Source organism: Streptomyces sp. JH14, from assembly GCF_029428675.1.
Taxonomy (GTDB): Bacteria; Actinomycetota; Actinomycetes; order Streptomycetales; family Streptomycetaceae; genus Streptomyces.
In genome coordinates this window covers 4,532,677-4,555,930 of sequence record NZ_JAJNEL010000001.1, presented here as the reverse complement: position 1 = coordinate 4,555,930, position 23,254 = coordinate 4,532,677, and the positions used below count along the sequence as shown (strand labels likewise).

The following is a 23,254-nucleotide window of genomic DNA, read 5'->3' as shown; positions in this document are numbered from 1 at the left end:
CGCTCCTTGGTGAGGGTGTCTTCTGGGCAAGTGCCCCGTGGGGGCTACGACCCGGATGCTTCTACCCCTTTTAATTCCCTTGGCGCTCATCCGGTGCCGACCTTACTCATTTGATCATCCGACCGATCCGCCCATATGTCCAGGGGGCCGCACACGTGAGCATCGCCACTCATGTCGGTTACCTACGGTTGCGTAGGTAGCATGCCGACATGACTGCTGCCGACGCCTCCGCGCACGAACCAGCCGAAGCCACCACAGCGGGAACGGCGCACGAGAAGGCCACCGACGCAGCGGTGTCGGCCGAGGTCACACCCGGCGACGCGGCGTCACTCCCCGTGAAGCCGCGGCTGCGCGGCTGGCTGCACGCCGGAATGTTCCCCGCGGTGCTCATCGCCGGCATCACGCTCATCGCCCTCACCGACAGCACCGTCGGCCGCATCGCCTGCGCCGTCTACACCCTCACCGCATGCATGCTGTTCGGCGTGAGCGCGATCTACCACCGCGGCACATGGGGACCGCGCGGCGAAGCCGTCCTGCGCAGACTCGACCACGCCAATATCTTCCTGATCATCGCGGGCACCTACACCCCGCTGACGCTGCTCCTCCTCCCCGAATCGACCGGACGGCCGCTGCTCTGGGCGGTATGGGCGGCAGCAGTGGCCGGAATCGCCTTCCGGGTGTTCTGGGTCGGCGCACCGCGCTGGCTCTACACCCCCTGCTACCTCGCCATGGGATGGGCCGCTGTCTTTTTCCTGCCCGACTTCATGCGCACCGGCGGGATCGCGGTCCTCGTCCTGGTCGTCGTCGGCGGACTGCTCTACAGCGCCGGCGGCGTCATCTACGGCATCAAGCGCCCCAACCCGTCACCACGGTGGTTCGGCTTCCACGAGGTCTTCCACTCGTTCACCCTGGTGGCGTTCGTCGTGCACTACGTCGGCATCTCGCTGGTGGCCTACAACCACAGCTGACCGGGGCAGCCCCGAACGGCGGCCCCGGCCCTCGGACCGTGGCCGCCGGGTTCCGCCTCGCCCGTATCAGCTCCCGGCCGACTCCGTCCGCTCCCCTCCGAGCTTCCGCGCCAGCTCCCCCGCATCGGTCGTCGGCGCATCACAGACGAAATGCCGGCAGACGTACGCCGTCGGCGCCCCGCCCACCAGCGGCCGGTCCACCAGCAACGGAAACTCCCCGCCGCCCGACGTGCCCGCCGCGACCACCGCTCCCGGTGCCCGCCCCAGCAGCGCCGTGCGGTGCAGTTCGCCGCCCACCGGCCCGGCGACCGCCACCTCGCGCGGACCGTCGAGCAGCGCCTCGGCGACCGCCAGCCCCCACCCGATGAACCGCGGCGCCCGCGGCCCGAGCGCCTTCACCACACCCAGCGCCCCCTCCGCGGCAGCACGATGAGCTTCCGAGCCGGTGTGCGCCGCGTACGAGAGGAGCGCCCCCGCCGCCGCCGTCCAGCCCGCCGGAGTCGCACTGTCGGTCGGGTCCTGCGGGCGGCGGATCAGCTGTTCCGCATCGTCCGCCGTGTCGTACAGCTGCCCGCCCTCACCGGTGAAGTGCGCCAGCACGATATCGAGCAGAAAGCCCGCGAACTCCAGCCAGACGCCCTCGCCGGTGACGGCCGCCAGCGCGAGGAAACCCTCCGCGACATCGCCGTAGTCCTCCAGCACCCCGGCATTGGCTCCCGCCCGGCCGTCCCGGGACGTACGGGCCAGCCGGGCGACGTCCCCCATGTGGACCCGGACCAGCAGGTCCGCCGCCTCGGTGGCCCGCTCGATCAGATCGGGCCGCTCGAAATACGCCCCGGTCTCGGCGAGCGCGGCGATCGCCAGCCCGTTCCACGCGGCTACCACCTTGTCGTCCCGCCCCGGCCGCGCCCGCTCCTCACGCGCAGCGAGCAGCCGGGCCCGCACGTCGGCAGCCCTCGCCCCGTCCACCGCGGACGCCTCGCCCGGCAGTTGGAGCACCGAGGACCCCTCCTCGAAGGTTCCCTCCTCCGTCACCCCGAAGTACGCGGCGGCGAACGCGGCGTCCTCCTCCCCCAGCACCTCGCGCAACTGCGCGGGCGTCCACACGTAATACGCGCCCTCGACGTGCTTGCCGTCCACGTCCTCGCTGTCCGCGTCGAGCGCGGAAGCGAATCCGCCCTCCGCCGTCCGCAGCTCCCGCACCATGAAATCGGCGGTCTCCAGGGCGACCCGCCGGGCCAGTTCCGACCCCGTGGCCCGCCACAGATGGGCGTAGACCCGGCAGAGCAGTGCGTTGTCGTAGAGCATTTTTTCGAAGTGCGGTACGACCCATTCCCGGTCCACCGAATACCGCGCGAACCCGCCGGCGAGCTGGTCGTACATCCCGCCCCTGGCCATCGCCCCACAGGTGTCGACGGCCATCTGGAGAGCACCCTCGGCGCCGGTGCGGGCATGGTGGCGCAGCAGGAACTCGATCGTCATGGACGGCGGGAACTTGGGGGCGCCGCCGAAACCGCCGTGCTTCTCGTCGTAGTCGCGGCTCAGCCCGAGCAGCGCCTGCGCCAGTTCCGACTCGTCGGGCAGCCCCTCCCCACCGTGCGCCAGCGAGCGCCCTGCCAGGTCGTGGACGATGCGCCCGGCGACCTCGGTGACCTCGCCGCGGCGTTCGTTCCAGGCGGACACGACGCCTTCGAGGACCTGCCGGAAGGAAGGCATGCCGTGCCGGGGCTCGGGCGGGAAGTACGTACCGAAGTAGAAGGGCTCGGCGTCGGCGGTCAGAAAGACGGTCATCGGCCAGCCGCCCTGCCCCGTCGCCGCCTGCACCGCCTCCATGTAGACGGCGTCGACGTCGGGCCGCTCCTCGCGGTCGACCTTCACGTTGACGAAGTGCTCGTTCATGTATGCCGCGGTCGCCTCGTCCTCGAACGACTCGTGCGCCATGACATGGCACCAATGGCAGCTCGCATAGCCGACGCTCAATACCACCGGCACGTTCCGGCTGCGTGCCTCCTCGAACGCCTCGGGCGACCAAGGCCACCAGTCGACCGGATTGTCCGCGTGCTGGAGGAGGTAGGGCGAGGTGGACTGCGCAAGTCGATTGGCCATGCCCCCATCCTCGCGCACCGGGCGAAGCCGCCGCCGCACGCCACGGGCCGGGGCCATGACTCTCACCCGGGCCCGGCCCGGTGGATACCCGCGCTCTCTCGCGCTCGGCCGCCCCACGCAGGACACTTGTCCCGAACCGATGCTCTCGGAGGGGGACGGACATGCGGGACAGCCACCGGGCCGAAGCCGAACGGCTGTTGGTACGCGCCGTGGAGGAGGAGGTACGCCGATCGGGCGGGCGGGCCGATCTCGGGACGCTGATGGCGCGGGGGCGGGCCGCGCTCGACTCGCTGGCCGCCGGTGCGGGCGAGGAGTACGCCGCGTACGTCCAGGCGCTCGACGCGACGGAGGTCGGGCAGAAGCCGCTGTCGCAGCGGTTCAGCAGGGCGACGATGGGAACTCCGCTGCTGGTCACGGGTGTTGCGGCGGTCGCCGCGTTCGGTGCGGATGTCGCGCTCGGCACGGCGGCCGGCCTTGCGATCGGTGCGGGCGCCACCGTCGCCGTCGCGGGCGCCGCGGCCACGGTCGCCAAGGTGACCGCCTCGCACTGGCCCGCCGCCCACCGGCAGGCGGCTGCCCTGGGGCAGCCCGGTGGTCCCGAGCAGTTGCGGCTGCAGTGGCTGGCGGCGCTGGAGGTGCGGGGCATCCGCCCGTTCCTGGACCAGCAGCGGATGCTGACCGCGTCGTCCCGTACGCCGAAGAAGAGGGCGGCCTCCGTCGTGCCGCAGCTGCGCGGCGGGGACCGCAGTGCGGCGGCCCGCACCCGGTCGTTGCTCGGCCAGTCCTTCGGCCATCTGCCCGCCGCCGACGGGCCGTTCGCCGGGCGCCGGACCGAGCTGGCGCAGATCGCCCGGTGGGTGCACGCGGCCCGGGCGTCGACGGAGACGAAGCCGACCGTCGTCGTGCTGCACGGGGTGCCCGGCTCGGGCCGCACCACGCTCGCCGTGCGGGCGGCGCACGAGTTGAAGGACCAGTTCCGGGGCGCGTGCGTGGTGGATCTGCGCTCGGACGTCGCCGGCGAGAACCCGCTGCCGACGCGTGACGCGCTGCTGCATCTGCTGAACCGGCTGGGTGCACCCCGCGAGCAGCTGCTGTTCCGGGACGGTGCCTCCTCCGGCCGGGCGGAGTCGGGGGTTCGGGGAAGTTCCTCCGCCGAGCAGCAGGTGCGGCGGCTGGGCGAGCTGTACCACCAGCATCTGACGGGTACGCCGGTGACGGTCGTCCTCGACGACGCGGGCGACCCGGAGCAGGTCCGCATGCTGATCCCGGAGCGCTCCGACAGCCTGGTCCTCGTCACGGCGCGTGCGCCCCTGGAGCTGCCTGCCGGCCTTGCGGCCTGGGTGCATCAGCTGCCGGTGGGGCCGCTGGACGCGGCGGGCGCCGAGGAGCTGCTGCGCGAGGCGGCTGCGGAGCCGGAGCAGGGGCCGTACGACGCGCAGTCGACCGACGTCGTCACCGAGCTGTGCGGTGGTCTGCCGTTGGCATTGCGGACGGCGGGCTCCTCGCTCGGGGTGCGTACCCGCAGCGAGCTGGCCACCGATCTCGGCGCGTACGGTCCGGTCGCCCCGGTCGAGCGGGCTCTGTGGCTGCGCTACACCGACCAGTCCGAGCAGGCGCGGCGGCTGCTGCGCCGGCTCGCGCTGGCCGGGCGCGCCAGCCTGGGTGCGGCGGCGGCCGCGGCGTTGCTGTCCGCGGACGAGCAGGAGGCGCAGGGGCTGCTGACGGCGCTGTGCCGGGCGGGGCTCCTGGACCATGTGCGGGGCTCGCGCTACCGGCTGCACGATCTTGTGCGGGGCTTCGCTCTGGCCCGGTTGCTGGACGAGGAGGGAGCGGCGGACCGCACGGCCGCGCAGGAGCGGCTGATCCACAACTATGCGGAGCTGGCGGGGGCGGTGATCCGGATGGTGGACGGCAAGATGTCCACCCGGGCCGGGCAGTTCGGCTCGCACGGGTTCGCTTCGCTGGACGCGGCGCTGCACTGGCTGGACGACGAGTCGAGTTTCATCACGTCCGCGCTGCGGCATGCGGAGGGTGTCGACCAGGGCGCGGTCCTGGATCTGCTGGGTGCGCTGTGCGACTACTGCCTGCTGCGCGGCGACCTCTACCGGCTGGGCGAGATAAGCGAGTTGACACAGGCCGTCGACAAGGGGCTGCTGGAGCGGTCGGTCCAGTGGCGTACCGGCATCGCGGCCCGGCAGCTCGGTGAGCTGGACAAGGCCCGCACCACGCTGTCCTCGGTCGTCGGGCTGTACCGCGAGGCGCAGAACGAGGCGGGTACGGCGCTGGCGCTCTGCTCGCTGGGCATCACGCTGCATCACCAGGGCAATCTGACCGAGGCGTCGGCGCGGCTGGGCGAGGCGATCGAGCTGCAGGCCTCGGACGAGCAGGCCGAGGACCGGGCGTGGTCACTGCATGCGCTGGCCGCCGTCGAGCGCGACCGCGCGCATCTCGCCGAGGCGCTGGCCCTCCTGGACACGGCGCTGGCCCTGCACCGGGAGGGAGAGTCGCTGCACGGCGAGGCGTGGGCGCAGTTCCAGCTGGGTCAGGTGCTGCTGCGGATGGGCGAGGTGGACCGGGCCGAGGAGGCGCTGCGTACGGCCCTGGATCTGTACGGCCGTACGCGTGACGAGCGTGGCGAGGCGTGGGCGATGACCCAGCTGGCCCGTGCGCGACTGCTCGACGGCGATGCGGATGCGGCGGTCGACGGGTTGCGCGGGGCGTTGTCACGGCACCGCGACAACGAGGACGCACGCGGCGAGGCGTGGACGCTGTACTACCTGGGTCAGGCGCTGGAGGAGACCGGCGACATCGATCGGGCGGTGCGGGAGCTGGAGCGGGCGCGCACGATGTTCTCGCGGATGCGGGACGTGTACGGGCTGGCGTGCGCCCGGCACCACTCGGGCCGGGTCACGCGTGACCAGCGGGCCGCGCAGACCGGCAACCTGCGCAATTCCGGTTTCGCCCGGCAGCTTCTGGTCGATGCGCGGGCCGACTTCCGGCGTATCGGCGTCCCCCACGGCGAGGCGTGGACATGTCTGGAGCTGGCTCTGATCGACGCGGGCAACAACCGTGCGCCGCAGGCGCTGGCGCTGTGCGACGAGGCGGTGGGGCTGTTCGGTTCGTACGGCGACTCCCGGGGCGCCGACTGGGCCCGTTTCCTGCGCTGCACGCTGCTGCCGTATGCGTCGGCGGGCGGTACGGAGGTGGGCACGGTGGTGGCCCAGCAGGAGCTCGCCGATCTGCTCGCGGCCGGTCACCCGACCCGTGACGGCAAGCTGGAGGACTGTGCGGAGGCGTTCGCGGTGGTGCTGAACCGCGGGATCGACCTGGAGGACGGCTGGCAGGCGTGGCGGCTCGGCCTGACCCCCACGCGCCGCACCCGGGAAATCATGGGCGTGGCGGTGGAAGCAAGGCCGTAGCGCCACCTCGCGGGCCGGGCCGTTCGGGGCCGTCCCGCGAGGCGCGAACATGCTGCGCCGGAGGCCGCTACTTCGCGGCCCCGGCCCCCGCCCCGGACACGTCGGCCCCGGCCGACCCCCCGTCGGGATCCGGTGCCTCTTCGAAGTTCACCCTGCCCATGTGGCGGTTCATGGACTTCATCAGCAGCCACACGCCCACCGCGAGCGCCGCGAAGACGAGGAAGCCGAGGACGCCGGGTGTCACCTTGTTCTTGTCGAATTCCTCGGCGAGAGGAACGACGTGGGTCAGTGCCTGGGTCGCGTACATATCAGGCATTGTCGCGGATGCCCGCGAAGAGGTCGCTCTCGGGGAGGGACGTATCGACGAGAGACTTCGCCAGCTCGTACTCTTCGGTCGGCCAGACCTCCCGCTGGACGTCCATCGGAACCCGGAACCAGCCGCCGTCGGGGTCGATCTGGGTGGCGTGCGCGATGAGTGCCTTGTCCCGGATCTCGAAGAACTCCGCGCACGGGATGTGCGTGGTCAGCGTCCGCTCGACGCGCTCGAACTCCTTCCAGCGCTCCAGCCACTCGCCGTACGGCGACTCCAGGCCGCGGGCGAGCAGCGCCTCGTGCAGCGCGACCGTGCGCGGGCGGTTGAAGCCCTGGTTGTAGTAGAGCTTCTGCGGCTGCCAGGCCGGGCCGAACTCCGCCTCGGGGAACGTCTCGGTGTCCGCGGCGCCGTCGAACGCGATCATCGAGATCTTGTGGGTCATGATGTGGTCGGGGTGCGGGTATCCGCCGTTCTCGTCGTACGTGGTGATGACGTGCGGACGGAACGCGCGGATGCTGCGGACGAGACGCGCCGCCGCCTTCTCGTCGTCCTCCAGTGCGAAGCAGCCCTCGGGCAGCGGCGGCAGCGGGTCGCCCTCGGGAAGCCCGGAGTCGACGAAGCCGAGCCACTCCTGCTTGACGCCCAGGATCTCCCGGGCCTCGTCCATCTCCTTCTTGCGTACCTCGTGGATGTGCTCCTCGATGTACGCGTCGCCCTGGAGTTTCGGGTTGAGGATGGAGCCGCGCTCTCCGCCCGTGCAGGTCACGACCAGCACGTCCACCCCCTCGGACACATACTTGGCCATGGTGGCCGCGCCCTTGCTCGACTCGTCGTCGGGGTGGGCGTGCACGGCCATCAGTCGAAGCTGCTCAGTCAAGACTCGATCCTCAGTGATTGGTCGCCGTTGAGTGGTGCCCTCCCCGTGAGGACGTCCGTGCGGGGTGGCGGACGGGCACCGGGTGGCAGACTTCTATAGTGACCGAACCTGGGGGTGGAAAATTCCTCGGTCCCCGGTGCGGAAGGAACGATCATGACTGCGGTGCGTGAAGCACTTCCGGAGGGCCGCTACGGGCGCTCCGCGGACGAGCGCGGGGACCGCAGGCTCCGGATCATCGGCTCGGCGCTGGGCGTCGTCCTGCTCGGCGTGGTCGGCTGGATCGGTTACGCCTACGTGGCGGGCCAGGCCATCAGCGCCGAGGTGATCAAGTTCAAGATCGTCTCGGACGACCGGGTCGACATCCATCTGGAGGTCCGCAAGGACCGGGATGCCAAGGGTTACTGCACGATCCGCTCGCAGCGCGTGGACGGTGACGACGTGGCCCGCAAGGACATCCGCTTCGACGACCGCAGCGACCGGATCGACCGGATCGTCTCGCTGCGTACGACGTCCCGGGCGACCAGCGTCGAGCTGCTGGGCTGTACCGCCGACGGCGGGTCGCGTTGACCGCCCCGCACCGCCGCCGACCTGCACTTATCGGCCCTGACCTGCATTGACGCGGTCATAGCGGTTTTCCTTCTCCCCCTTTTACCGGGGAATTGTTAGGCTCGTGGTTTCGCCCACCCGTGGAGGCACATGCTTCTGGGTAGGGCGATGCTTTGTATTCCCAGTACCGACGCTTGAATTTCCAGTACCGACTAGGAGCACCTGTGACCCAGACCAGCGAAAACGTCACCTGGCTCACGCAGGAGGCGTACAACCAGCTCAAGGCCGAGCTGGCGTACCTGTCTGGTCCCGCGCGCACGGAGATCGCCGTAAAGATCGCGGCGGCCCGTGAGGAGGGTGACCTCCGGGAGAACGGCGGGTACCACGCGGCCAAGGAGGAGCAGGGCAAGATGGAGTTGCGGGTGCGCCAGCTCACCCAGCTCCTGGAGCATGCGAAGGTCGGCGAGGCCCCCGCCGACGACGGCGTGGTCGAGCCCGGCATGGTCGTCACCATCGCGTTCGACGGCGATCCCGACGACACCATGACGTTCCTGCTCGCCTCCCGCGAGTACGCGAGCGCGGACATCGAGACGTACTCCCCGCAGTCTCCGCTCGGTTCCGGCGTGAACGGCAAGAAGATGGGTGAGGACGCGGAGTACGAGCTGCCGAACGGCAAGACTGCCTCGGTGAAGATCCTCGAGGCGAAGCCGTACACGGGCTGACCCACCGCACCCGCAGCAGCAAGGAGCCCCGGCCGCGGGACGGCCGGGGCTCCTTGCTGCCCTCCCTCAGGCGGCCGCCGAGCGGTACTTGCGGACCGCCAGCGTCCGGAAGACCGCGATGATCAGCACGGACCAGATCAGCGAGGCCCAGACGGGATGCACCATCGGCCAGGCGTCCGACGGGGAGACGCCCGGGTTCCCGAAGAGTTCGCGGCAGGCCTGCACGGTCGCGCTGAACGGGTTCCATTCGGCGATCGGCTGGAGCCAGCCCGCCATGTTCTCGGTGGGCACGAAGGCGTTCGAGATGAACGTGACCGGAAAGAGCCAGATGAGGCCGCCCGAGGTGGCCGCTTCCGGGGTGCGGACCGAGAGACCGATCAGTGCCCCGATCCAGGAGAAGGCGTAGCCCAACAGGAGCAGCAGCGCGAAGCCGCCGAGCACCTTGCCGGCGTTCTCCTCGGTACGCCAGCCGACCAGCAGGGCGACGACCGCGAGGACGACCAGGGTGAGCGTCGTCTGGACGAGGTCGGCGAGCGTACGGCCGGTGAGCACCGCACCGCGCGCCATGGGCAGCGAGCGGAACCGGTCGATGAGGCCCTTGTGCATGTCGTCCGCGATACCGGCGCCGGCGCCGGCGGTGGCGAAGGTCACGGTCTGGGCGAAGATGCCCGCCATCAGGAAGTTGCGGTAGTCGGCGGGGCTGGTGGAACCGCCGATCATCATCGAACCGCCGAAGACGTAGCTGAACAGCACCACGAACATGATCGGCTGGATCAGCCCGAAGATGACCATCTCGGGGATCCGGGTCATCCGGATCAGGTTGCGCCGCGCGACCACGAGGGAGTCGCGGACCGAGCGGCCCAGGGAGCCGCCCGGGCGGGGGGCCGCGATGCGCAGCGTTTCCGTCGTGGCAGTCACTTCGCGGCCTCCTGTCCGGCCTTCCGGCCGGTCTGCGCCCCGCGTCCGCGGGGGACGGTCCCGTTGTCGTCGGTCTCCGTCAGCTGGGCCACATGGCCGGTGAGCGAGAGGAACACGTCGTCGAGGGTGGGGCGGCGCAGACCGATGTCGTCGATCTCGACCCCTCGGGTGTCGAGGTCCCGGATGATCTCGGCGAGCAGTTTGGCGCCGCCGGAGACCGGGACGGTCAGTTTGCGGGTGTGCTGGGTGAGGGTGACCTCGCCCTTGCCCAGGTGGGCGAGGACCTCCCGGGCCGGATCGATCTGATCGGCCTGGTGGACGACGACCTCGACGCGCTCGCCGCCGGTCTGGGCCTTGAGCTGATCGGAGGTGCCGCGGGCGATGACGAGGCCGTGGTCGATGACGCAGATGTCGTGCGCCAGGCGGTCGGCCTCCTCCAGGTACTGGGTGGTCAGCAGGAGTGTCGTGCCGCCCGCGACGAGTTCCTCGATGACCTCCCACAGCTGCTGCCGGTTGCGCGGGTCGAGGCCGGTCGTCGGCTCGTCCATGAACATCACCGGCGGGGAGACGACGAGCGCCGCCGCCAGGTCGAGGCGGCGGCGCATCCCTCCGGAGTACGTCTTCGTCGGCCGGTCGGCCGCGTCGGCGAGGTTGAACCGTTCCAGCAGCTGCCCCGCGCGGGTCTTCGCGTCGCGCCGGCTCATCTGGTAGAGCTGGCCGACCATCTGCAGGTTCTCGCGGCCGGTCAGATACTCGTCGACCGCGGCGAACTGGCCGGAGAGCCCGATCGAACGGCGGACGTCGTCGGGTCGTTTCAGTACGTCGATGCCCGCCACGGCCGCCCTGCCGCTGTCGGGCCGGAGCAGCGTCGTCAGGACACGTACGGCGGTCGTCTTGCCGGCGCCGTTGGGGCCGAGGAGGCCCAGGACCGTGCCTTCCGGCACATCGAGATCGACACCGCCGAGTGCTCGTACATCGCCGAAGGTCTTGACCAGGCCTTCGGCATGGATGGCGCCTGGCATAAGGGTTCCCCCAGAGCGTTCGGGTGACTTCCCTCACAGATCCTAGGATTCTGCGCCTCGCGCCGCCCGGAGAACGCACACACCGGGGGCCCGTGTGTCAGACCGTCACCTCGTACCCCGCCTGCCGCAGCGCCACGGTGACCTCGTCGCAGTGGACCGGCCCCTTGGTCTCCAGATGCAGCTCGACCTCGACCTCTGTGAGCCCGAGCCGCGGATCGGTCCGCACATGACCGATGTCCAGGACGTTGGCGTCGGCGACCGACAGTGCGGCAAGCAGCGTGGCCAGTGCCCCCGGGCGGTCCGTGAGCCGTACCCGCAGGCTCAGGTAGCGGCCCGCCGACGCCATGCCGTGGGTCAGGATGCGCTGCATCAGCAGCGGGTCCACATTGCCGCCCGACAGCAGGGCGACCACCGGCCCCCGGAACGCCCCGGGGTCGCTGAGCAGCGCCGCCACCGGGCTCGCCCCGGCCGGTTCCACCACGAGCTTCGCCCGCTCCAGGCAGAGCAGCAGGGCGCTGGACAGTTCGGCCTCGGTGACCGTACGGACCTCGTCGACCAGCTCCTGGACGAGTCCGAACGGTACGTCGCCGGGGCGCCCCACCTTGATGCCGTCCGCCATGGTCTGCAGCCCGTCGATCGCGACGGGCCGGCCGGCCGCCAGGGAGGGCGGGTAGCAGGCGGCGCCCGCCGCCTGGACGCCGACGATCCGTACGTCGGGCCGGATCGCCTTGACCGCCACGGCGATGCCCGCGGCAAGGCCGCCGCCTCCGATCCCGACGACGATCGTGCGGACCTCGGGACACTGCTCGAGGATCTCCAGGCCCACGGTGCCCTGCCCCGCGATGATGTCCGGGTGGTCGAAGGGGTGGATGAACACCGCACCGGTCTTCTGGGCGTACTCCTGCGCGGCGGCGAGCGTCTCGTCGACGACATGGCCGTGCAGCCGGACCTGCGCGCCGTACTCGCGGGTCGCCGCGACCTTCGGCAGCGGTGCCCCGACCGGCATGAAGACCGTTGCGCGTACGCCGAGCAGTGCAGATGCGAGTGCCACACCCTGCGCATGGTTTCCGGCGCTCGCCGCGACGACACCGGCCGCGCGTTCCACCGGGGACAGGCCGGCGATCCGTACGTACGCGCCGCGCAGTTTGAACGAGCCGGTCCGCTGAAGGTTCTCGCACTTGAAGTGGACCGGTGAGCCGACCAGCTCGGACAGATGGCGGCTGCCTTCCATCGCGGTCACCCGGGCCACACCGTCGAGCATCTTCTGCGCGCCCCGGACGTCGTCGAGGATCACCGGGGGAAAGAGGTGTGACGTACGGAAGTTCATGACTGCAAGTCTCGCAGCTGGACGCGGTGCGGGTCGGCGCCCCGTCGTCGTCCCGCACCGTTGTCCACAGGTTTGTGCGGCACTGGTACGCGTTGCCCCGGGGCCGCGTACTCTGTCCCCCACCCATCCGACACTGCACGAAGAGAGCCCCTGGCCATGCCCCCTCAGGACATGACGACTGCTGCGTCTCCTTCCGGGGGCGCCGCCCCCGAAACCTCGGGCCCCGACCACCTCCTCGATGTGCTGCAGCACCAGGTGGCGGTGTTCGCCCGGCGTGCCGAGCAGACCCGCCTCGGTGGTGTCGGCCAGGTCCGCAATTCCATGGACCGGGCCGCGTATCTACTGCTCAACAGGCTGGACCGGGAAGGCCCGATGGGCGTCAAGGCGCTGGCCGCGGGCATGGGGATCGACTCCTCGACCGTGACCCGTCAGGTCGCACCGCTCGTCGACACCGGTCTGGTCAAGCGCACGTCGCACCCGGAGGACGGCCGGGCGGTCGTGCTCCAGCTCTCGCCGCGCGGGCATGCCCGGCTCAACGAGGTGCGGGCCTCGCGGCGTGAGCTGATGTCGCAGGTGACGCAGGAGTGGACGGCCGAGGAGCGGGACACGTTCTGTGACCTGCTGACGCGGTTCAACGAGGCGCTGGCCGCACGTCAGACGCATCAGCAGCCGACGGACGGCTGAGAGCCGCGGCGCCCGGGGCGCATTCGCCCGGTCCGGCCCCTTGACCAGGGGCCGTCGGCAGCGCTCCGATGTGGGTGTGCGAGAGCGGCAAGCGGGCCTTCAGCGGCGCCGCGCCCAGGAGTTCGAGGCCTTCGTGGCGGGCGCGGCGGGCCGGCTGCTGCACACTGCCACGCTGCTCACCGCCGAGCCCTCGCAGCCGCCCGGGGGCAACGACCGGGCGCTGCGTCTGCTGACCGCCGCGCTGGCGCGTACGTATGCGGGCTGGGACCGGTTGCACGGCGAGGATCCGTACGACCGCACCCGGCAGGAGCTGGCCGCCCGGTTCGCCCGGCAGACATGGCGCCATCAGCGGCCGCGCGGCGGTCTGCTGGACCCGCTGACCCCGCAGGAGCGGCTGGTCCTGGTGCTGCGGCTGTACGAGGGTGTCGCCGAGGAGCAGACCGCCGCGCTGCTGGGGCTGCCGGTCGACCGGGTCCGGGCGCTCTGCAACCGGTCGGTGGCCACCATGAGCGGCAGCCGCGAGCCCACTGCGCGACGCCGGACCCTGCGGCTGCTGCGGACGGCGCCATGACGCGTCCCGTCCGCAGGGAGGACCGGGTCCGGCGGATGCTGGACGGCCCGCATCCGCAGCTGCCCGCCGGTCTCGCGGAGCGGGCGGCGGTGCGCGGCAGCCGCCTGCTGCGCCGCCGGCGGGCGGCGCGGGCGCTGGCGCTGACGGTGCTGTTCGTGGCGGTGGCCGCGTTCGTGGTGTGGGCGGTGGCCGCCCAGCCGTGGCACGTGCCGCCGGCCGATACGACGCCGCCCCTGGAAGGCTGGTAGGCCCGCATCCACCCTGGAGTGGGGCGCCGCGCGGAGGTCAGCCCCTGACCGGACGGATCGCCCGGTGAAGCGCCGGGCATGCCGACGGGCCCGCCCGGCGTTTCGGGGGTCACCACCGCCCGGGAGGGACGGACGCTCAGGTCTTTCGTTTGGATCAGGCCGGCTCAGGGAGCGGGGCCGGGTGCGTGCGGCCGCAAGGCGGAGGAAGGAGCCGACGCGGAGCGTCGGGGACCGACGACAACGCGGCAGATGTGCGTGCCCGACCCCGCGAGCCCAGCATGATCCAAACGAGAGGCCCTAGCCGAGCGCCTGCGTCAGGTCCGCCAGCAGGTCGTCCGCCGACTCGATGCCGACCGACAGCCGGACCAGGTCGGCCGGCACCTCCAGCGCCGAGCCCGCCACCGAGGCGTGCGTCATGCGGCCCGGGTGCTCCAGAAGGGACTCGACGCCGCCGAGGGACTCGCCGAGCGTGAACAGCTTCGCCCGGTTGCAGACCTCGACCGCCGCCTCCTCCCCGCCCTCGACACGGAACGACACCATGCCGCCGAACGCCCTCATCTGCTTCGCGGCGATCTCGTGCCCCGGGTGCTCCGGCAGCCCCGGGTAGAGGACCTGGGTCACCTTAGGGTGCCGGAGCAGCAGCTCGGCGACCTTGGCGGCGTTCTCGCTGTGCCGGTCCATCCGCACCGGCAGCGTCTTGATGCCGCGCAGCACCAGCCAGGAGTCGAACGGTCCGGCGACCGCGCCCATCGCGTTCTGGTGGTAGGCCAGTTCCTCTCCGAGCTCCGCGTCCGCGGCGATCAGCGCACCGCCGACGACGTCCGAGTGACCACCCATGTACTTGGTCAGGGAGTGCACGACGACGTCCGCGCCGAGCGCGATCGGCTGCTGCAGGTAGGGGCTGGCGAAGGTGTTGTCGACGACCAGCCGGGCACCCGCGGTGCGGGCGACGTCCGCGACGGCCGCGATGTCCGTGATGCCGAGCAACGGGTTGGACGGGGTCTCGACCCAGATGACCTTCGTACGGTCGTTGACCGCGGCCCGGACCGCCGCCGGGTCGGAGGTGTCCGCGACGGAGAAGTCGACGCCCCAGCGCTTGACCACCTTGGCGAACAGCCGGAAGGTGCCGCCGTAGGCGTCGTTCGGGATGACGACGTGGGCGCCGGGGTACAGCAGCGTGCGCAGCAGGCAGTCCTCCGCCGCCAGCCCTGACGCGAAGGCGAGACCGCGGCGGCCGCCCTCGATGGCCGCCAGGTTCTCCTCCAGTGCGGTACGCGTCGGGTTGGCGCTGCGGCTGTACTCGTAGCCGCCGCGGAGCCCGCCGACGCCGTCCTGCTTGTACGTGGACACCTGATAGATGGGCGGAACCACGGCGCCGGTGAGGGGGTCGGCCGTGTTGCCCGAGTGGATCGCGAGAGTCTCGAAGCTGTGCTGGTCGCTCATGGAGCCAGAGCGTAGTTCGTCGCAGGGGCGATCCACGGCCACTGCGCGGTCCGGTGACAATGGGCGTATGGACATTCTCTGGTTCCTGATCGCGCTGTGCATGCTCGCCGCGGTCATCGGCCCCTTCGTGCTGCGCCGCCGGTCCGGCATCCACCAGGTCGCACCCGGCTCCCCGGACGCCGCCGACCCGGACACATACGGCTTCGTGCGCCAGGAGGAACTGGACATCCGGATGCCGGGGCCCGACCGGGACCTCCTCGATGTCCTCGATGTCGTGCAGCGCACCCAGGACTGGCGTGCGGCCTCGCAATTGCTCGCCGGTACGCCGAAGGAGGGCGAGGTTCGGTGGCAGCGGGTGCAGGCGTTCGCCGGTGCCGCCTCCCTCGAGCTGATGCAGGCCCCCGGGGTCGGCGGGGCGTGGCTGCGGTCGTGGCGGGCCGAAGCGCCGAAGGACGCGGGCGGTGCGGCCGTGCACGCCGAGTTCCTGGTCCAGCAGGCGTGGCGGTCGTCCACCGCGGGGACGGACGACTTCCGGATCATCCTGGAGGAGGCCCGTACGGTCTGCGGCGAGGCGGCTCTGCTGGCGCCCGGCGACCCGGTCCCGTACATCGTCGAACTGGCCGCCGCCCGCGGACTCGGCTACTCCCACGAGGAGTTCGACCAGCTCTGGCTGAAGATCATCGACCGGGCCCCGGCACACATGGGGGCACACATCGCGGCGCTGCACTTCTGGTGCGAGAAGTGGCACGGTTCCCGCGAGGAGGCCGACCGCTTCGCCACCTCCGCCGCCGCCCGCGCCCCGCAGGGTTCGCTGCTGGCCGCGCTGCCGCTGTTCGCGGTGTACGAGCATCTGCCCGAGGTCAACCTCGTCCAGGGCTTCTACCAGGGACTGGTGGTGACGAAGGCGGTCGAGGGCGCGCTCTTCGCGGTGCACGCGGCGCGCCCCGACGACCCGATGCTCGCCCATGTCCGGCATCTGCTCGTGCTGTTCCTGGTGCGGATGGAGCGCTGGTCGGAGGCGATGAACCAACTCGTCCACATCGACGGGCATGTGGGCGCGCTGCCGTGGACGCAGAACCCGGACCCGGCCGCCGAGTACGCGGTGTACCGGGCCCTCGCGGTCGCCGGGTACGAGGCGAACGGCGGCAGCCCGGCAACGCTGTCGCGGTAGCCCCCGGCGCCCGCTCCGATCCGCCGGCCGACACCGGTTTCCGGGCGGTTGCCGGGCACGGCGCAACGCCCGGCCCGACCGGGCCCCAGCCCCGCGCACCCCGAGGACGCCGGAATCCCCGGCGTCCTCGACGCGTTGTGATGGCTGCACGCCGAACCCCGGAGGAGCCCCCGCATGTTCCTGCAGCACCGCACCCCGCAGCTCCCCACCCCCGAGGAGGCCCTGCGCGGTCGCCCGACCCCCGAATTCTCCGTCCCGTCGCGCCACACGGTTCTCGGCAACCCGCTGCTCGGGCCCTACCCCGACGGCCTGGAGGTCGCGGACTTCGCGATGGGCTGTTTCTGGGGCGCCGAGCGAAAGTTCTGGCAGACGGACGGCGTCTGGACGACACTCGTCGGCTACCAGGGCGGATACACCGAGAACCCGGTGTACGAAGAGGTCTGCTCGGGCCTGACCGGCCACGCGGAAGCGGTCCGCGTCGTCTTCGACCCGAAGACCGTCACGTACGCCGAGCTGCTGAAGGTCTTCTGGGAGTCCCACGACCCGACGCAGGGCTTCCGCCAGGGCAATGACGTCGGTACGCAGTACCGCTCGGCGGTCTACACCCACTCCCCCGAGCAGGAGGCGGCGGCGACCGCGTCGCGCGAGGTGTACCAGAAGGTCCTCACCGGCTCCGGGCACGGCGGGATCACCACGGCGGTCCTCCCGGCGCAGGGACGCACGTTCTGGCCTGCGGAGGCGTACCACCAGCAGTACCTCGACAAGAACCCGGCGGGCTACTGCGGGATCGACGGGACGGGCGTCGCCTGCCCGGTCGGGGTCGCCGGGGCAGACGGCTGAGGCCTCTCTCCCCCGCAGCTACGGAGCCATCGAGGGCGCTGCTGACGCACAGGTGACCTGGGCGGACACGGTTTGAGGAACCTGCGGCGGAGACGGGGAAATCGACGTGGCCACGCTCTTCCGGCAGCTCAACGGCGGCCAGTAAGAGGTCGAACGGACAGGCGCGTGGTCATGGTCGGCGGTTCGGGCGTTCGTCCCAGCGGCCGACACCTGCGGCAACCTGATTCAGCTCGCCCCTACCGGCAGCGGGGCGTCGGTCGCCGTACGGCGACCCGGTCGTCCGCCGTCAGCCGCTGACCGGCGGGGCCGCCGCCCGCATCGCGGCAGCGGTCGCCGACGCGTCGTACCCCGGTCCGACGCCCTCGACGAACACCACGTCGCCCGCCATGTTCCGCGTGCGCAGCGGCAGAAGTTCCTGGTAGGCGGGTGACTCGTACCAGTCGCGGGCGGCCTTCAGGCCGGGGAAGGCGATGATGACGAGCGCCCCCGGCCACTCACCCTCGACCACCTCGACCCGCGTGCCGTGGACGAGGAAGCGACCGCCGAAGGGGTCCATGGTCGACTGGATGCGCTCGATGTAGGTGAGGACCTCCTCGCCGGGGTGGGCGGCGGGGTGCAGATGTCCTATGGCATACGCGGTCATGGTGTCGCCCTCCGGATCCGGGGTCTGCCGGCGTTCGGCCGGCCCGTGTGCACCATGCTGCCCGCGGGCGTACGGACCGTCGATTACCTCCGGAGTAGTGGCCCGCCCCCTGCGCGCGGGGCTCAGTCGCAGACGCCCAGGTCCTCTCGCATCAGCTCCCGCATCGTGTCGAGGAACGGACTCGCCGCCCCGAGGTTCTCCAGGGTCCGTGCCACGGTCTCGCCGTCGAGCACGAGGCCGCGATCCAGGCGCTTGACCGCCGCGTCGGTGTTCGCGAGGACCCGGTTGAGGTCGCGGGAGGCCTGCAGGATCCGCTCGGGCACGATCATCTGCGCCTCGGCGTAGCGGTCGCGGTGGTCGAGACGGGCCTCTTCGAGCTGCGCGCGTTCCTGCTCCATGTAGACGCCGTCCCTGATGCGGTGCAGGGCGTCCTTGAGGAGCGTGTGAAACTGCCGCGAGGCCCGGTTCATGGCGGTGTAGTGGGCACGTCGCTCCTCGAACTTCCGCTGCTCCCCCGCGAGTCGGACCTCCTCGGCGCGCTGGCGCGCGGTCAGCCGCTGGGCGAGCATCGGCGCGAACAGTGTCCCCAGCACACCGACGACTGCGGTGATCATGGCGGTGATGGCGGCGGTCATGGAGGCGAGATTAGTGCGATGAACGGACGCAGGGCGGGGTGGTGGCAACCACCGGGCACAGCCAGGTCGTTGCCACCACCCCGTGCCGGGGAGGCTCCGGCGTCCGGTACGTCAGGCCGCCGCGTTCTCGGTGACCGTGACGCGGCCCTTGCGGATGGTCGCCAGCCGCGGCGCCCTGCGGGCGATCGCGCTGTCGTGGGTGACCATGATGAACGTGAGCCCGTGCTCCTTCCACATGGTCTCCAGCACGTCCATGACCTCGTCGCGCATGGACTCGTCGAGGTTGCCGGTCGGCTCGTCGGCGAGCAGCACCTTCGGCTGCTTGACCAGGGCCCGGGCGATCGCCACGCGCTGCTGCTGGCCACCGGACATCTCGCCGGGAAGGTGCCCGAGCCGCTCACCGAGTCCGACGGAGTCCAGTGCCTCCGCGGCCCGCCTGCGCCGCTCCGACGCCTTGCCGCCGAGCGGGACGAGCGCCGTCTCGACGTTCTCCTGCGCGGTCAGCGTGGGGATGAGGTTGAAGCTCTGGAAGACGAAGCCGATGTTCTGGGCGCGCACCTTGGTGAGCTTGGCCTCGCTGAGCTTCGCGAGGTCCACACCGTCGAGTTCGACGCTGCCGGCCGTCGGGCGGTCCAGACCGCCGAGCATCTGCAGCAGCGTGGACTTGCCGCCGCCGGTGGGGCCCTGGATGACCAGGCGGCCACCGTCCTCGATGGTCAGATCGACACCGGCGAGCGCGTCGACGGTGGACTTGCCGCGGGTATAGCGCTTGGTGACGCCGCTGAGCGTGTACATGGGTCAACTCCTGCTGGGCTGAAGGGGAGGGGGCTCGCGGGCCGGCTATTCGACGCGGCGCAGCGCATCCGCGGGGCGCAGCCGTGAGGCCCGCCAGCCGCCGAACGCGCCGGCGATCAGCCCGCCCGCCACGGCCAGCGCGACGGCGATCAGGATGGTGGAGAGGGAGACGGGTGCGGTGAGTGCGATGTCGAGGGACTTGGACGCCGCCTGCCGGAGCGGGCCGCCCATTCCGCCGCCCATGCCGCCACCGCCGCCGCCCGAGCCGCCGAGCTGCGCGGTGAGGGTGGGGCTGACGGCGGTGACGGCGTACGCACCGGCGAGACCGACGGCGATGCCGAGGACACCACCGATCAGACCGTTGACGAGGGCCTCGCCGACGACCTGCCGGGTGACGCGGCCGCTCTTCCAGCCGAGCGCCTTCAGCGTGCCGAACTCCCGCACCCGGCGGCTGACCGCGGAGGAGGTGAGCAGCCCCGCCACCAGGAAGGCGGCGATGAGCACGGCGATCGACAGCCACTTGCCGACGCTGGAGGCCAGGTCGGAGGCGGTGGACAGGGAGCCGGAGACGGTGTCGGCGAGGTCTGCGGAGGTGGTGACGGTCGTGCCCGAGATGTTCTTCTGGATGGCGGACTTGACGCTGTCGATCTGCTGCGAGTCGGCGGCCTTGACGTAGACCGTGGTGACCTTGTCCTTGGAGTCGGCGAGGGTCTGCGCCTGCTTCAGCGGGATGTAGAGGTTGGCGGCCGCGTCGCCGCTGTCCGCCGTGGAGACTCCGACGATCTCGTACTTGGTCCCGGAGATGGTCACGGTCTTGCCGACCGAGAGCTTCTTCTCCTTGGCGTACGCGGCGTCGACGACCGCGACCTTCGCGTCGGTCTCGGTGGTCTTGAACGCACGCCCCGCGGTGATCTTCGACGAGGTCAGCGGGCCGAGGTCCTGCTTGGTGACGTCGGTGCCGTACACGGTGTACGAGTTGACGTCGAACGAGGCGCCGCCGCCCCTGACCTCACCCTGCGGCTGTGTGCCGCCCCCGCGGCCGCCGAATCCGCTGTTCCCGTTCTGCTTGAACTCTCCGCGCTTGAACTGGCCGTCCACCTTCAGGACGGTCAGACTCAGCCCGCCGACGGCGTCCGAGACGCCGCTCTGCTTGCCGACCTTGTCGACGGTGGTGGCGGCCAGGGTCTGGAAGCCCTGGACCATGACCCGGTCCGAGCTCTGGTTCGCGTCGTCGTCGTTGTCCTTGGCGTCGAACTCGAACCGGGGCCGCTGGCTGCCGGACCCCGGTGCGGCGGCGGCCTTGGTCACCGTCATGTCCGTACCGAGGCCGTACAGCGATTCCAGGACCTTGTCCTGGGCCTTGCTCATGCCGGAGGAGACCGAACTGACGATGATGACCAGCGCAATGCCGAGGGCGAGCCCCGAGGCGACGACGAGCGCCGCCTTTCTGCGGCGGCGCAGCTCGCGCCGGAGGTAGGTGAAGAACATGGCGCGAGGCTATGGACCGGTCGTGATGGCGAGTTAAGGCCTCGATGAGATCCCGATGAGAACCGCTGCGAACGCCACAGGGCGGTGGCGCCGGGATCCGATCGGATCCGGGGTGCCACCGCCCTGTGCGGAACGGGACTTCGGGGTGAGGAAGTTCCTCGGTGCGGGGTGCGGCCGGGGTCAGGCCGTGGCGTCCGCCGTCCACTGGGCCCAGCTCATGTTCCAGCCGTTGAGACCGTTGTCGGGCGTGATCGTCTTGTCCGGGGAGTTCTTGACGATGACCACGTCGCCGACGATGGAGTTGTTGTAGAACCAGGCGGCGGGCTGGTTGGCGTCGCCCGCACCCTTCACATCGGCGAGGCCGACGCAGCCGTGGCTGGTGTTGACGCTGCCGAAGACCGACGGCGCGCCCCAGTAGTTGCCGTGGATGAAGGTGCCCGACGTGGACAGCCGCATGGCGTGCGGCACGTCCTTGATGTCGTACTCACCCTTGCCGTCGTCGTCGGTGAAGCCGACCGTCGCACCGTTCATCCGGGTCTCCTTGAACTTCTCGGAGATCACCATCTGGCCGTTGTACGTCGGGTTGTCGGGCGAACCGGCGGAGATCGGGATCGTCTTGATCGTCTTGCCGTCCTGGGTGACGGTCATGGTGTGCGCCGCCGCGTCGACCGTCGAGACCTGGTTGCGGCCGACCTTGAAGGTGACCGTCTTCTGCTGCACGCCGTAGACGCCGTCCGCGCCCTCGACGCCGTCGAGCGCCAGCTTCAGCGTGACGGTGGAACCGCCCGTCCAGTAGTTCTCGGGACGCAGGTCGAGGCGCTGCGCGTTGAACCAGTGGCCGACGACCTGCTGGCCGCTGCTGGACGTCACGGTGATACCGGCCTGGACGGCCTTCTTGTCCGTGATCGGCTTGTTGAAGTTGATCGAGACCGGCATGCCGACGCCGACCGTGGAGCCGTCCTCGGGCGTGAAGTTCCCTATGAAGCTGTTGGCGGGCGACACGGTGGTGAACGACGAGTTCTCGTGCGCCTCGCGGCCCTTGCCGTCCTGGGCCGTCGCGCTGATCTTGTACGTGGTCGAGCGCTGCAGCTGCGCGGCCGGCTGCCAGCTCGTGCCGTCGGAGGACAGGGTGCCCTCGACGGCCGCGCCGGCCGACGTGGTCATGGCGACCTGGGTCAGCTTGCCCTTGGCGACCGTGACCTTGGCGTCGTTGTTGATGCTGGCGTTGGTCGCGCCGTTCTTCGGCGAGATGGTGATCTGCGCCTGGGAAGCCTCTTCGGCTGCCGCCTTGTCGACCTCCGCCGCCTGCGACTTCTTCGAGCTGTCGGCACTGCTGGCGCTCGCGTCGCCGCTGTCGCTGCAGCCGGTGACCACCAGCACGCCGCCGAGCAGTGCGGACGCGGCCATCAGGCCCCTGCGCCGCTTGCTGTCCGTCATCACACGCTTCTCCATCGTTGCCGAATCCGCTAATACCCCGAGCGGAACCGCCGTCCGGCGAGTCCCCGTCAATGCTTCAAGAACACCTGGCCAGCGTCCTGCGTTCCACACCTGCCAGATATGTGGGGAACACCACTCACGGACGCAGTCGTGACAACCGTGGTTCCCGGGGCCGGATACGCCTTCGGCCCGGCCCAACGAAGCGGGCCGGGCCGATGCGTTCAAAGGCCCCTTCAGGCTCGCAGCTCTGCGCCGCTGTCCTGGTTCCCCACCCCATGGTGCACGATGTCGTCACCTTCCTCGTCGTCGAAGTCCCAGTCGTCCGGTTCCTCGGGGTCGTAATCGATGATCTCGCTGCTCCAGGAAGCCTGGGCCAGTTCGACCCCCGGTACCTCGCCGACGAGGTCGAACGGGTCCACGAGGGAGGCGAGGGCCTCCGCGCCGTCTTCCCGTACCGCGGACTCCGCCTGCATGCGTTCGTCGGCGGACTCGCCGTCCGGCTCGCCGTACTCGGCCGCGATGCTCTCCAGCGCGGTGCCGCTGAGGGCCTCCGCGTCGGTGATCTCCAACACCATCTCGACGCGAAGACGAACAAACCGTGATGTCTCAGAAGTGCTCATAGGCGCGAGCGTAGAGCTAGCGGCAGCCCTGGCTTTTCTGCGACCCGCGGCTTTCATTAGCATCGGCGCACCCGGCTAACTCATCGCCGTCACAAGGGGGATCGATTCCGTGGCCATGGCCCGCCGCCCGCTCCTGACCGCCACTGCCGCGGGCACGCTGCTGTGCGCCCTGTGGTTCGTCCCGTCGGCGAACGCGACGGACGAACGATCCGGCGGCGCACCGAGCGGACCGGCCGCCGCGTCAGCCGAGGACGCGGCGGCCGGGCCGGTGCTCGCCGAGACCGGCGCCGGAATCGACACCACTGCGTATCTGATCGGTGGCAGCGCGTTCCTGGTGGTCGGTGCGGGCTTCGTCACCTGCTCCACGCGCCGTGCTCCGACGCGGTCCCCGATCGCCTGACGGGCCCGGGCTCCGGGTCCGCCAGGCGGTCTTCAGGTCCTGGGTGTGTTGTCCGGACAGG

At 70.8% G+C, this 23,254-nt stretch carries 23 protein-coding genes; 10 read left to right on the top strand and 13 right to left on the bottom strand.

The genetic code is table 11. The annotated features are described in order from the left end of the window. Nucleotides 1-209 precede the first annotated feature (209 nt). Complete coding sequence (locus LRD69_RS20695) at nucleotides 210-968, top strand: hemolysin III family protein (RefSeq protein WP_277328042.1); 759 nt, start codon at nucleotides 210-212, stop codon at nucleotides 966-968. Nucleotides 969-1,034: 66 nt separating this feature from the next. Here the strand turns inward: LRD69_RS20695 and LRD69_RS20690 are convergent, their stop codons facing one another. Then, nucleotides 1,035-3,074 carry a thioredoxin domain-containing protein gene (locus LRD69_RS20690; RefSeq protein WP_277328041.1) on the bottom strand — a complete coding sequence of 680 codons (2,040 nt, stop codon included), beginning with the start codon at nucleotides 3,072-3,074 and terminating at the stop codon, nucleotides 1,035-1,037. A 161-nt stretch (nucleotides 3,075-3,235) separates the two neighbouring features. On the opposite strand from LRD69_RS20690, the gene LRD69_RS20685 reads away from it, so the two are divergent. After that, nucleotides 3,236-6,493: a tetratricopeptide repeat protein gene (locus LRD69_RS20685; RefSeq protein ID WP_277328040.1), complete on the top strand. Its 3,258-nt coding sequence runs from the start codon at nucleotides 3,236-3,238 to the stop codon at nucleotides 6,491-6,493. A gap of 67 nt (nucleotides 6,494-6,560) precedes the next feature. Here LRD69_RS20685 and LRD69_RS20680 read toward each other — a convergent pair whose 3' ends face one another. Together LRD69_RS20680 and mca are read right to left on the bottom strand one after the other, a co-directional pair. Beyond that, complete coding sequence (locus LRD69_RS20680; RefSeq protein WP_277328039.1) at nucleotides 6,561-6,800, bottom strand: hypothetical protein; 240 nt, start codon at nucleotides 6,798-6,800, stop codon at nucleotides 6,561-6,563. Between the two features lies 1 nt (nucleotide 6,801). Further along, nucleotides 6,802-7,683, bottom strand: coding sequence for a mycothiol conjugate amidase Mca (gene mca / locus LRD69_RS20675; RefSeq protein WP_277328038.1), 882 nt, complete (start codon nucleotides 7,681-7,683; stop codon nucleotides 6,802-6,804). A gap of 153 nt (nucleotides 7,684-7,836) precedes the next feature. Between mca and LRD69_RS20670 the strand changes: the two genes are divergently transcribed. Beyond that, nucleotides 7,837-8,250, top strand: a complete 414-nt coding sequence (locus LRD69_RS20670; RefSeq protein ID WP_277328037.1) for a DUF4307 domain-containing protein — start codon at nucleotides 7,837-7,839, stop codon at nucleotides 8,248-8,250. A 203-nt stretch (nucleotides 8,251-8,453) separates the two neighbouring features. Beyond that, entirely contained in the window at nucleotides 8,454-8,951 is a 498-nt protein-coding gene (gene greA / locus LRD69_RS20665) for a transcription elongation factor GreA (protein WP_277328036.1), read from the top strand. Between the two features lie 66 nt (nucleotides 8,952-9,017). Here the strand turns inward: greA and LRD69_RS20660 are convergent, their stop codons facing one another. The 3 genes from LRD69_RS20660 to ilvA form a co-directional block, all read right to left on the bottom strand. After that, nucleotides 9,018-9,869 carry an ABC transporter permease gene (locus LRD69_RS20660; protein ID WP_277328035.1) on the bottom strand — a complete coding sequence of 284 codons (852 nt, stop codon included), beginning with the start codon at nucleotides 9,867-9,869 and terminating at the stop codon, nucleotides 9,018-9,020. After that, nucleotides 9,866-10,891, bottom strand: coding sequence for an ATP-binding cassette domain-containing protein (locus tag LRD69_RS20655; RefSeq protein ID WP_277328034.1), 1,026 nt, complete (start codon nucleotides 10,889-10,891; stop codon nucleotides 9,866-9,868). Before LRD69_RS20655 ends, LRD69_RS20660 begins: the two co-directional genes overlap by 4 nt. A 97-nt stretch (nucleotides 10,892-10,988) precedes the next feature. Next, nucleotides 10,989-12,218 (bottom strand): threonine ammonia-lyase, encoded by a 1,230-nt coding sequence (ilvA, locus tag LRD69_RS20650; RefSeq protein ID WP_277328033.1) that lies wholly within the window; start codon nucleotides 12,216-12,218, stop codon nucleotides 10,989-10,991. 156 nt (nucleotides 12,219-12,374) lie between these two features. Here ilvA and LRD69_RS20645 point away from each other — a divergent pair, with 156 nt between their 5' ends. From LRD69_RS20645 to LRD69_RS20635, 3 genes are all read left to right on the top strand, one after another. Continuing rightward, nucleotides 12,375-12,902, top strand: a complete 528-nt coding sequence (locus LRD69_RS20645; RefSeq protein ID WP_277328032.1) for a MarR family transcriptional regulator — start codon at nucleotides 12,375-12,377, stop codon at nucleotides 12,900-12,902. A gap of 76 nt (nucleotides 12,903-12,978) precedes the next feature. Further along, a complete protein-coding gene (locus LRD69_RS20640; RefSeq protein WP_277328031.1) occupies nucleotides 12,979-13,473 on the top strand; it encodes a sigma factor-like helix-turn-helix DNA-binding protein in 495 nt (164 codons plus the stop codon). Further along, complete coding sequence (locus tag LRD69_RS20635; RefSeq protein ID WP_277328030.1) at nucleotides 13,470-13,721, top strand: hypothetical protein; 252 nt, start codon at nucleotides 13,470-13,472, stop codon at nucleotides 13,719-13,721. The genes LRD69_RS20640 and LRD69_RS20635 overlap by 4 nt, the downstream gene beginning before the upstream one ends. A gap of 297 nt (nucleotides 13,722-14,018) precedes the next feature. Here the strand turns inward: LRD69_RS20635 and LRD69_RS20630 are convergent, their stop codons facing one another. Next, on the bottom strand, nucleotides 14,019-15,164 hold the full coding sequence (locus LRD69_RS20630; RefSeq protein ID WP_277328029.1) for a cystathionine gamma-synthase: 1,146 nt from the start codon (nucleotides 15,162-15,164) through the stop codon (nucleotides 14,019-14,021). A gap of 67 nt (nucleotides 15,165-15,231) precedes the next feature. Between LRD69_RS20630 and LRD69_RS20625 the strand changes: the two genes are divergently transcribed. Further along, nucleotides 15,232-16,335, top strand: coding sequence for a hypothetical protein (locus LRD69_RS20625; RefSeq protein WP_277328028.1), 1,104 nt, complete (start codon nucleotides 15,232-15,234; stop codon nucleotides 16,333-16,335). A gap of 174 nt (nucleotides 16,336-16,509) precedes the next feature. Next, a complete protein-coding gene (msrA, locus tag LRD69_RS20620; RefSeq protein WP_277328027.1) occupies nucleotides 16,510-17,175 on the top strand; it encodes a peptide-methionine (S)-S-oxide reductase MsrA in 666 nt (221 codons plus the stop codon). Nucleotides 17,176-17,461: 286 nt separating this feature from the next. On the opposite strand, the gene LRD69_RS20615 is transcribed toward msrA, so the two are convergent. From LRD69_RS20615 to LRD69_RS20590, 6 genes are all read right to left on the bottom strand, one after another. Continuing rightward, nucleotides 17,462-17,818, bottom strand: coding sequence for a DUF1330 domain-containing protein (locus tag LRD69_RS20615; RefSeq protein ID WP_277328026.1), 357 nt, complete (start codon nucleotides 17,816-17,818; stop codon nucleotides 17,462-17,464). A gap of 122 nt (nucleotides 17,819-17,940) precedes the next feature. Beyond that, nucleotides 17,941-18,453 (bottom strand): hypothetical protein, encoded by a 513-nt coding sequence (locus LRD69_RS20610; protein WP_277328025.1) that lies wholly within the window; start codon nucleotides 18,451-18,453, stop codon nucleotides 17,941-17,943. Nucleotides 18,454-18,564: 111 nt separating this feature from the next. Then, nucleotides 18,565-19,248 (bottom strand): ABC transporter ATP-binding protein, encoded by a 684-nt coding sequence (locus tag LRD69_RS20605; protein WP_277328024.1) that lies wholly within the window; start codon nucleotides 19,246-19,248, stop codon nucleotides 18,565-18,567. Between the two features lie 45 nt (nucleotides 19,249-19,293). Further along, nucleotides 19,294-20,736: an ABC transporter permease gene (locus tag LRD69_RS20600; protein ID WP_277328023.1), complete on the bottom strand. Its 1,443-nt coding sequence runs from the start codon at nucleotides 20,734-20,736 to the stop codon at nucleotides 19,294-19,296. Nucleotides 20,737-20,916: 180 nt separating this feature from the next. Beyond that, on the bottom strand, nucleotides 20,917-22,188 hold the full coding sequence (locus LRD69_RS20595; RefSeq protein ID WP_277328022.1) for an Ig-like domain-containing protein: 1,272 nt from the start codon (nucleotides 22,186-22,188) through the stop codon (nucleotides 20,917-20,919). Nucleotides 22,189-22,406: 218 nt separating this feature from the next. Next, nucleotides 22,407-22,793 (bottom strand): hypothetical protein, encoded by a 387-nt coding sequence (locus tag LRD69_RS20590; RefSeq protein WP_277328021.1) that lies wholly within the window; start codon nucleotides 22,791-22,793, stop codon nucleotides 22,407-22,409. 109 nt (nucleotides 22,794-22,902) lie between these two features. Here LRD69_RS20590 and LRD69_RS20585 point away from each other — a divergent pair, with 109 nt between their 5' ends. Next, on the top strand, nucleotides 22,903-23,193 hold the full coding sequence (locus LRD69_RS20585; protein WP_277328020.1) for a hypothetical protein: 291 nt from the start codon (nucleotides 22,903-22,905) through the stop codon (nucleotides 23,191-23,193). Nucleotides 23,194-23,254: the final 61 nt, after the last annotated feature.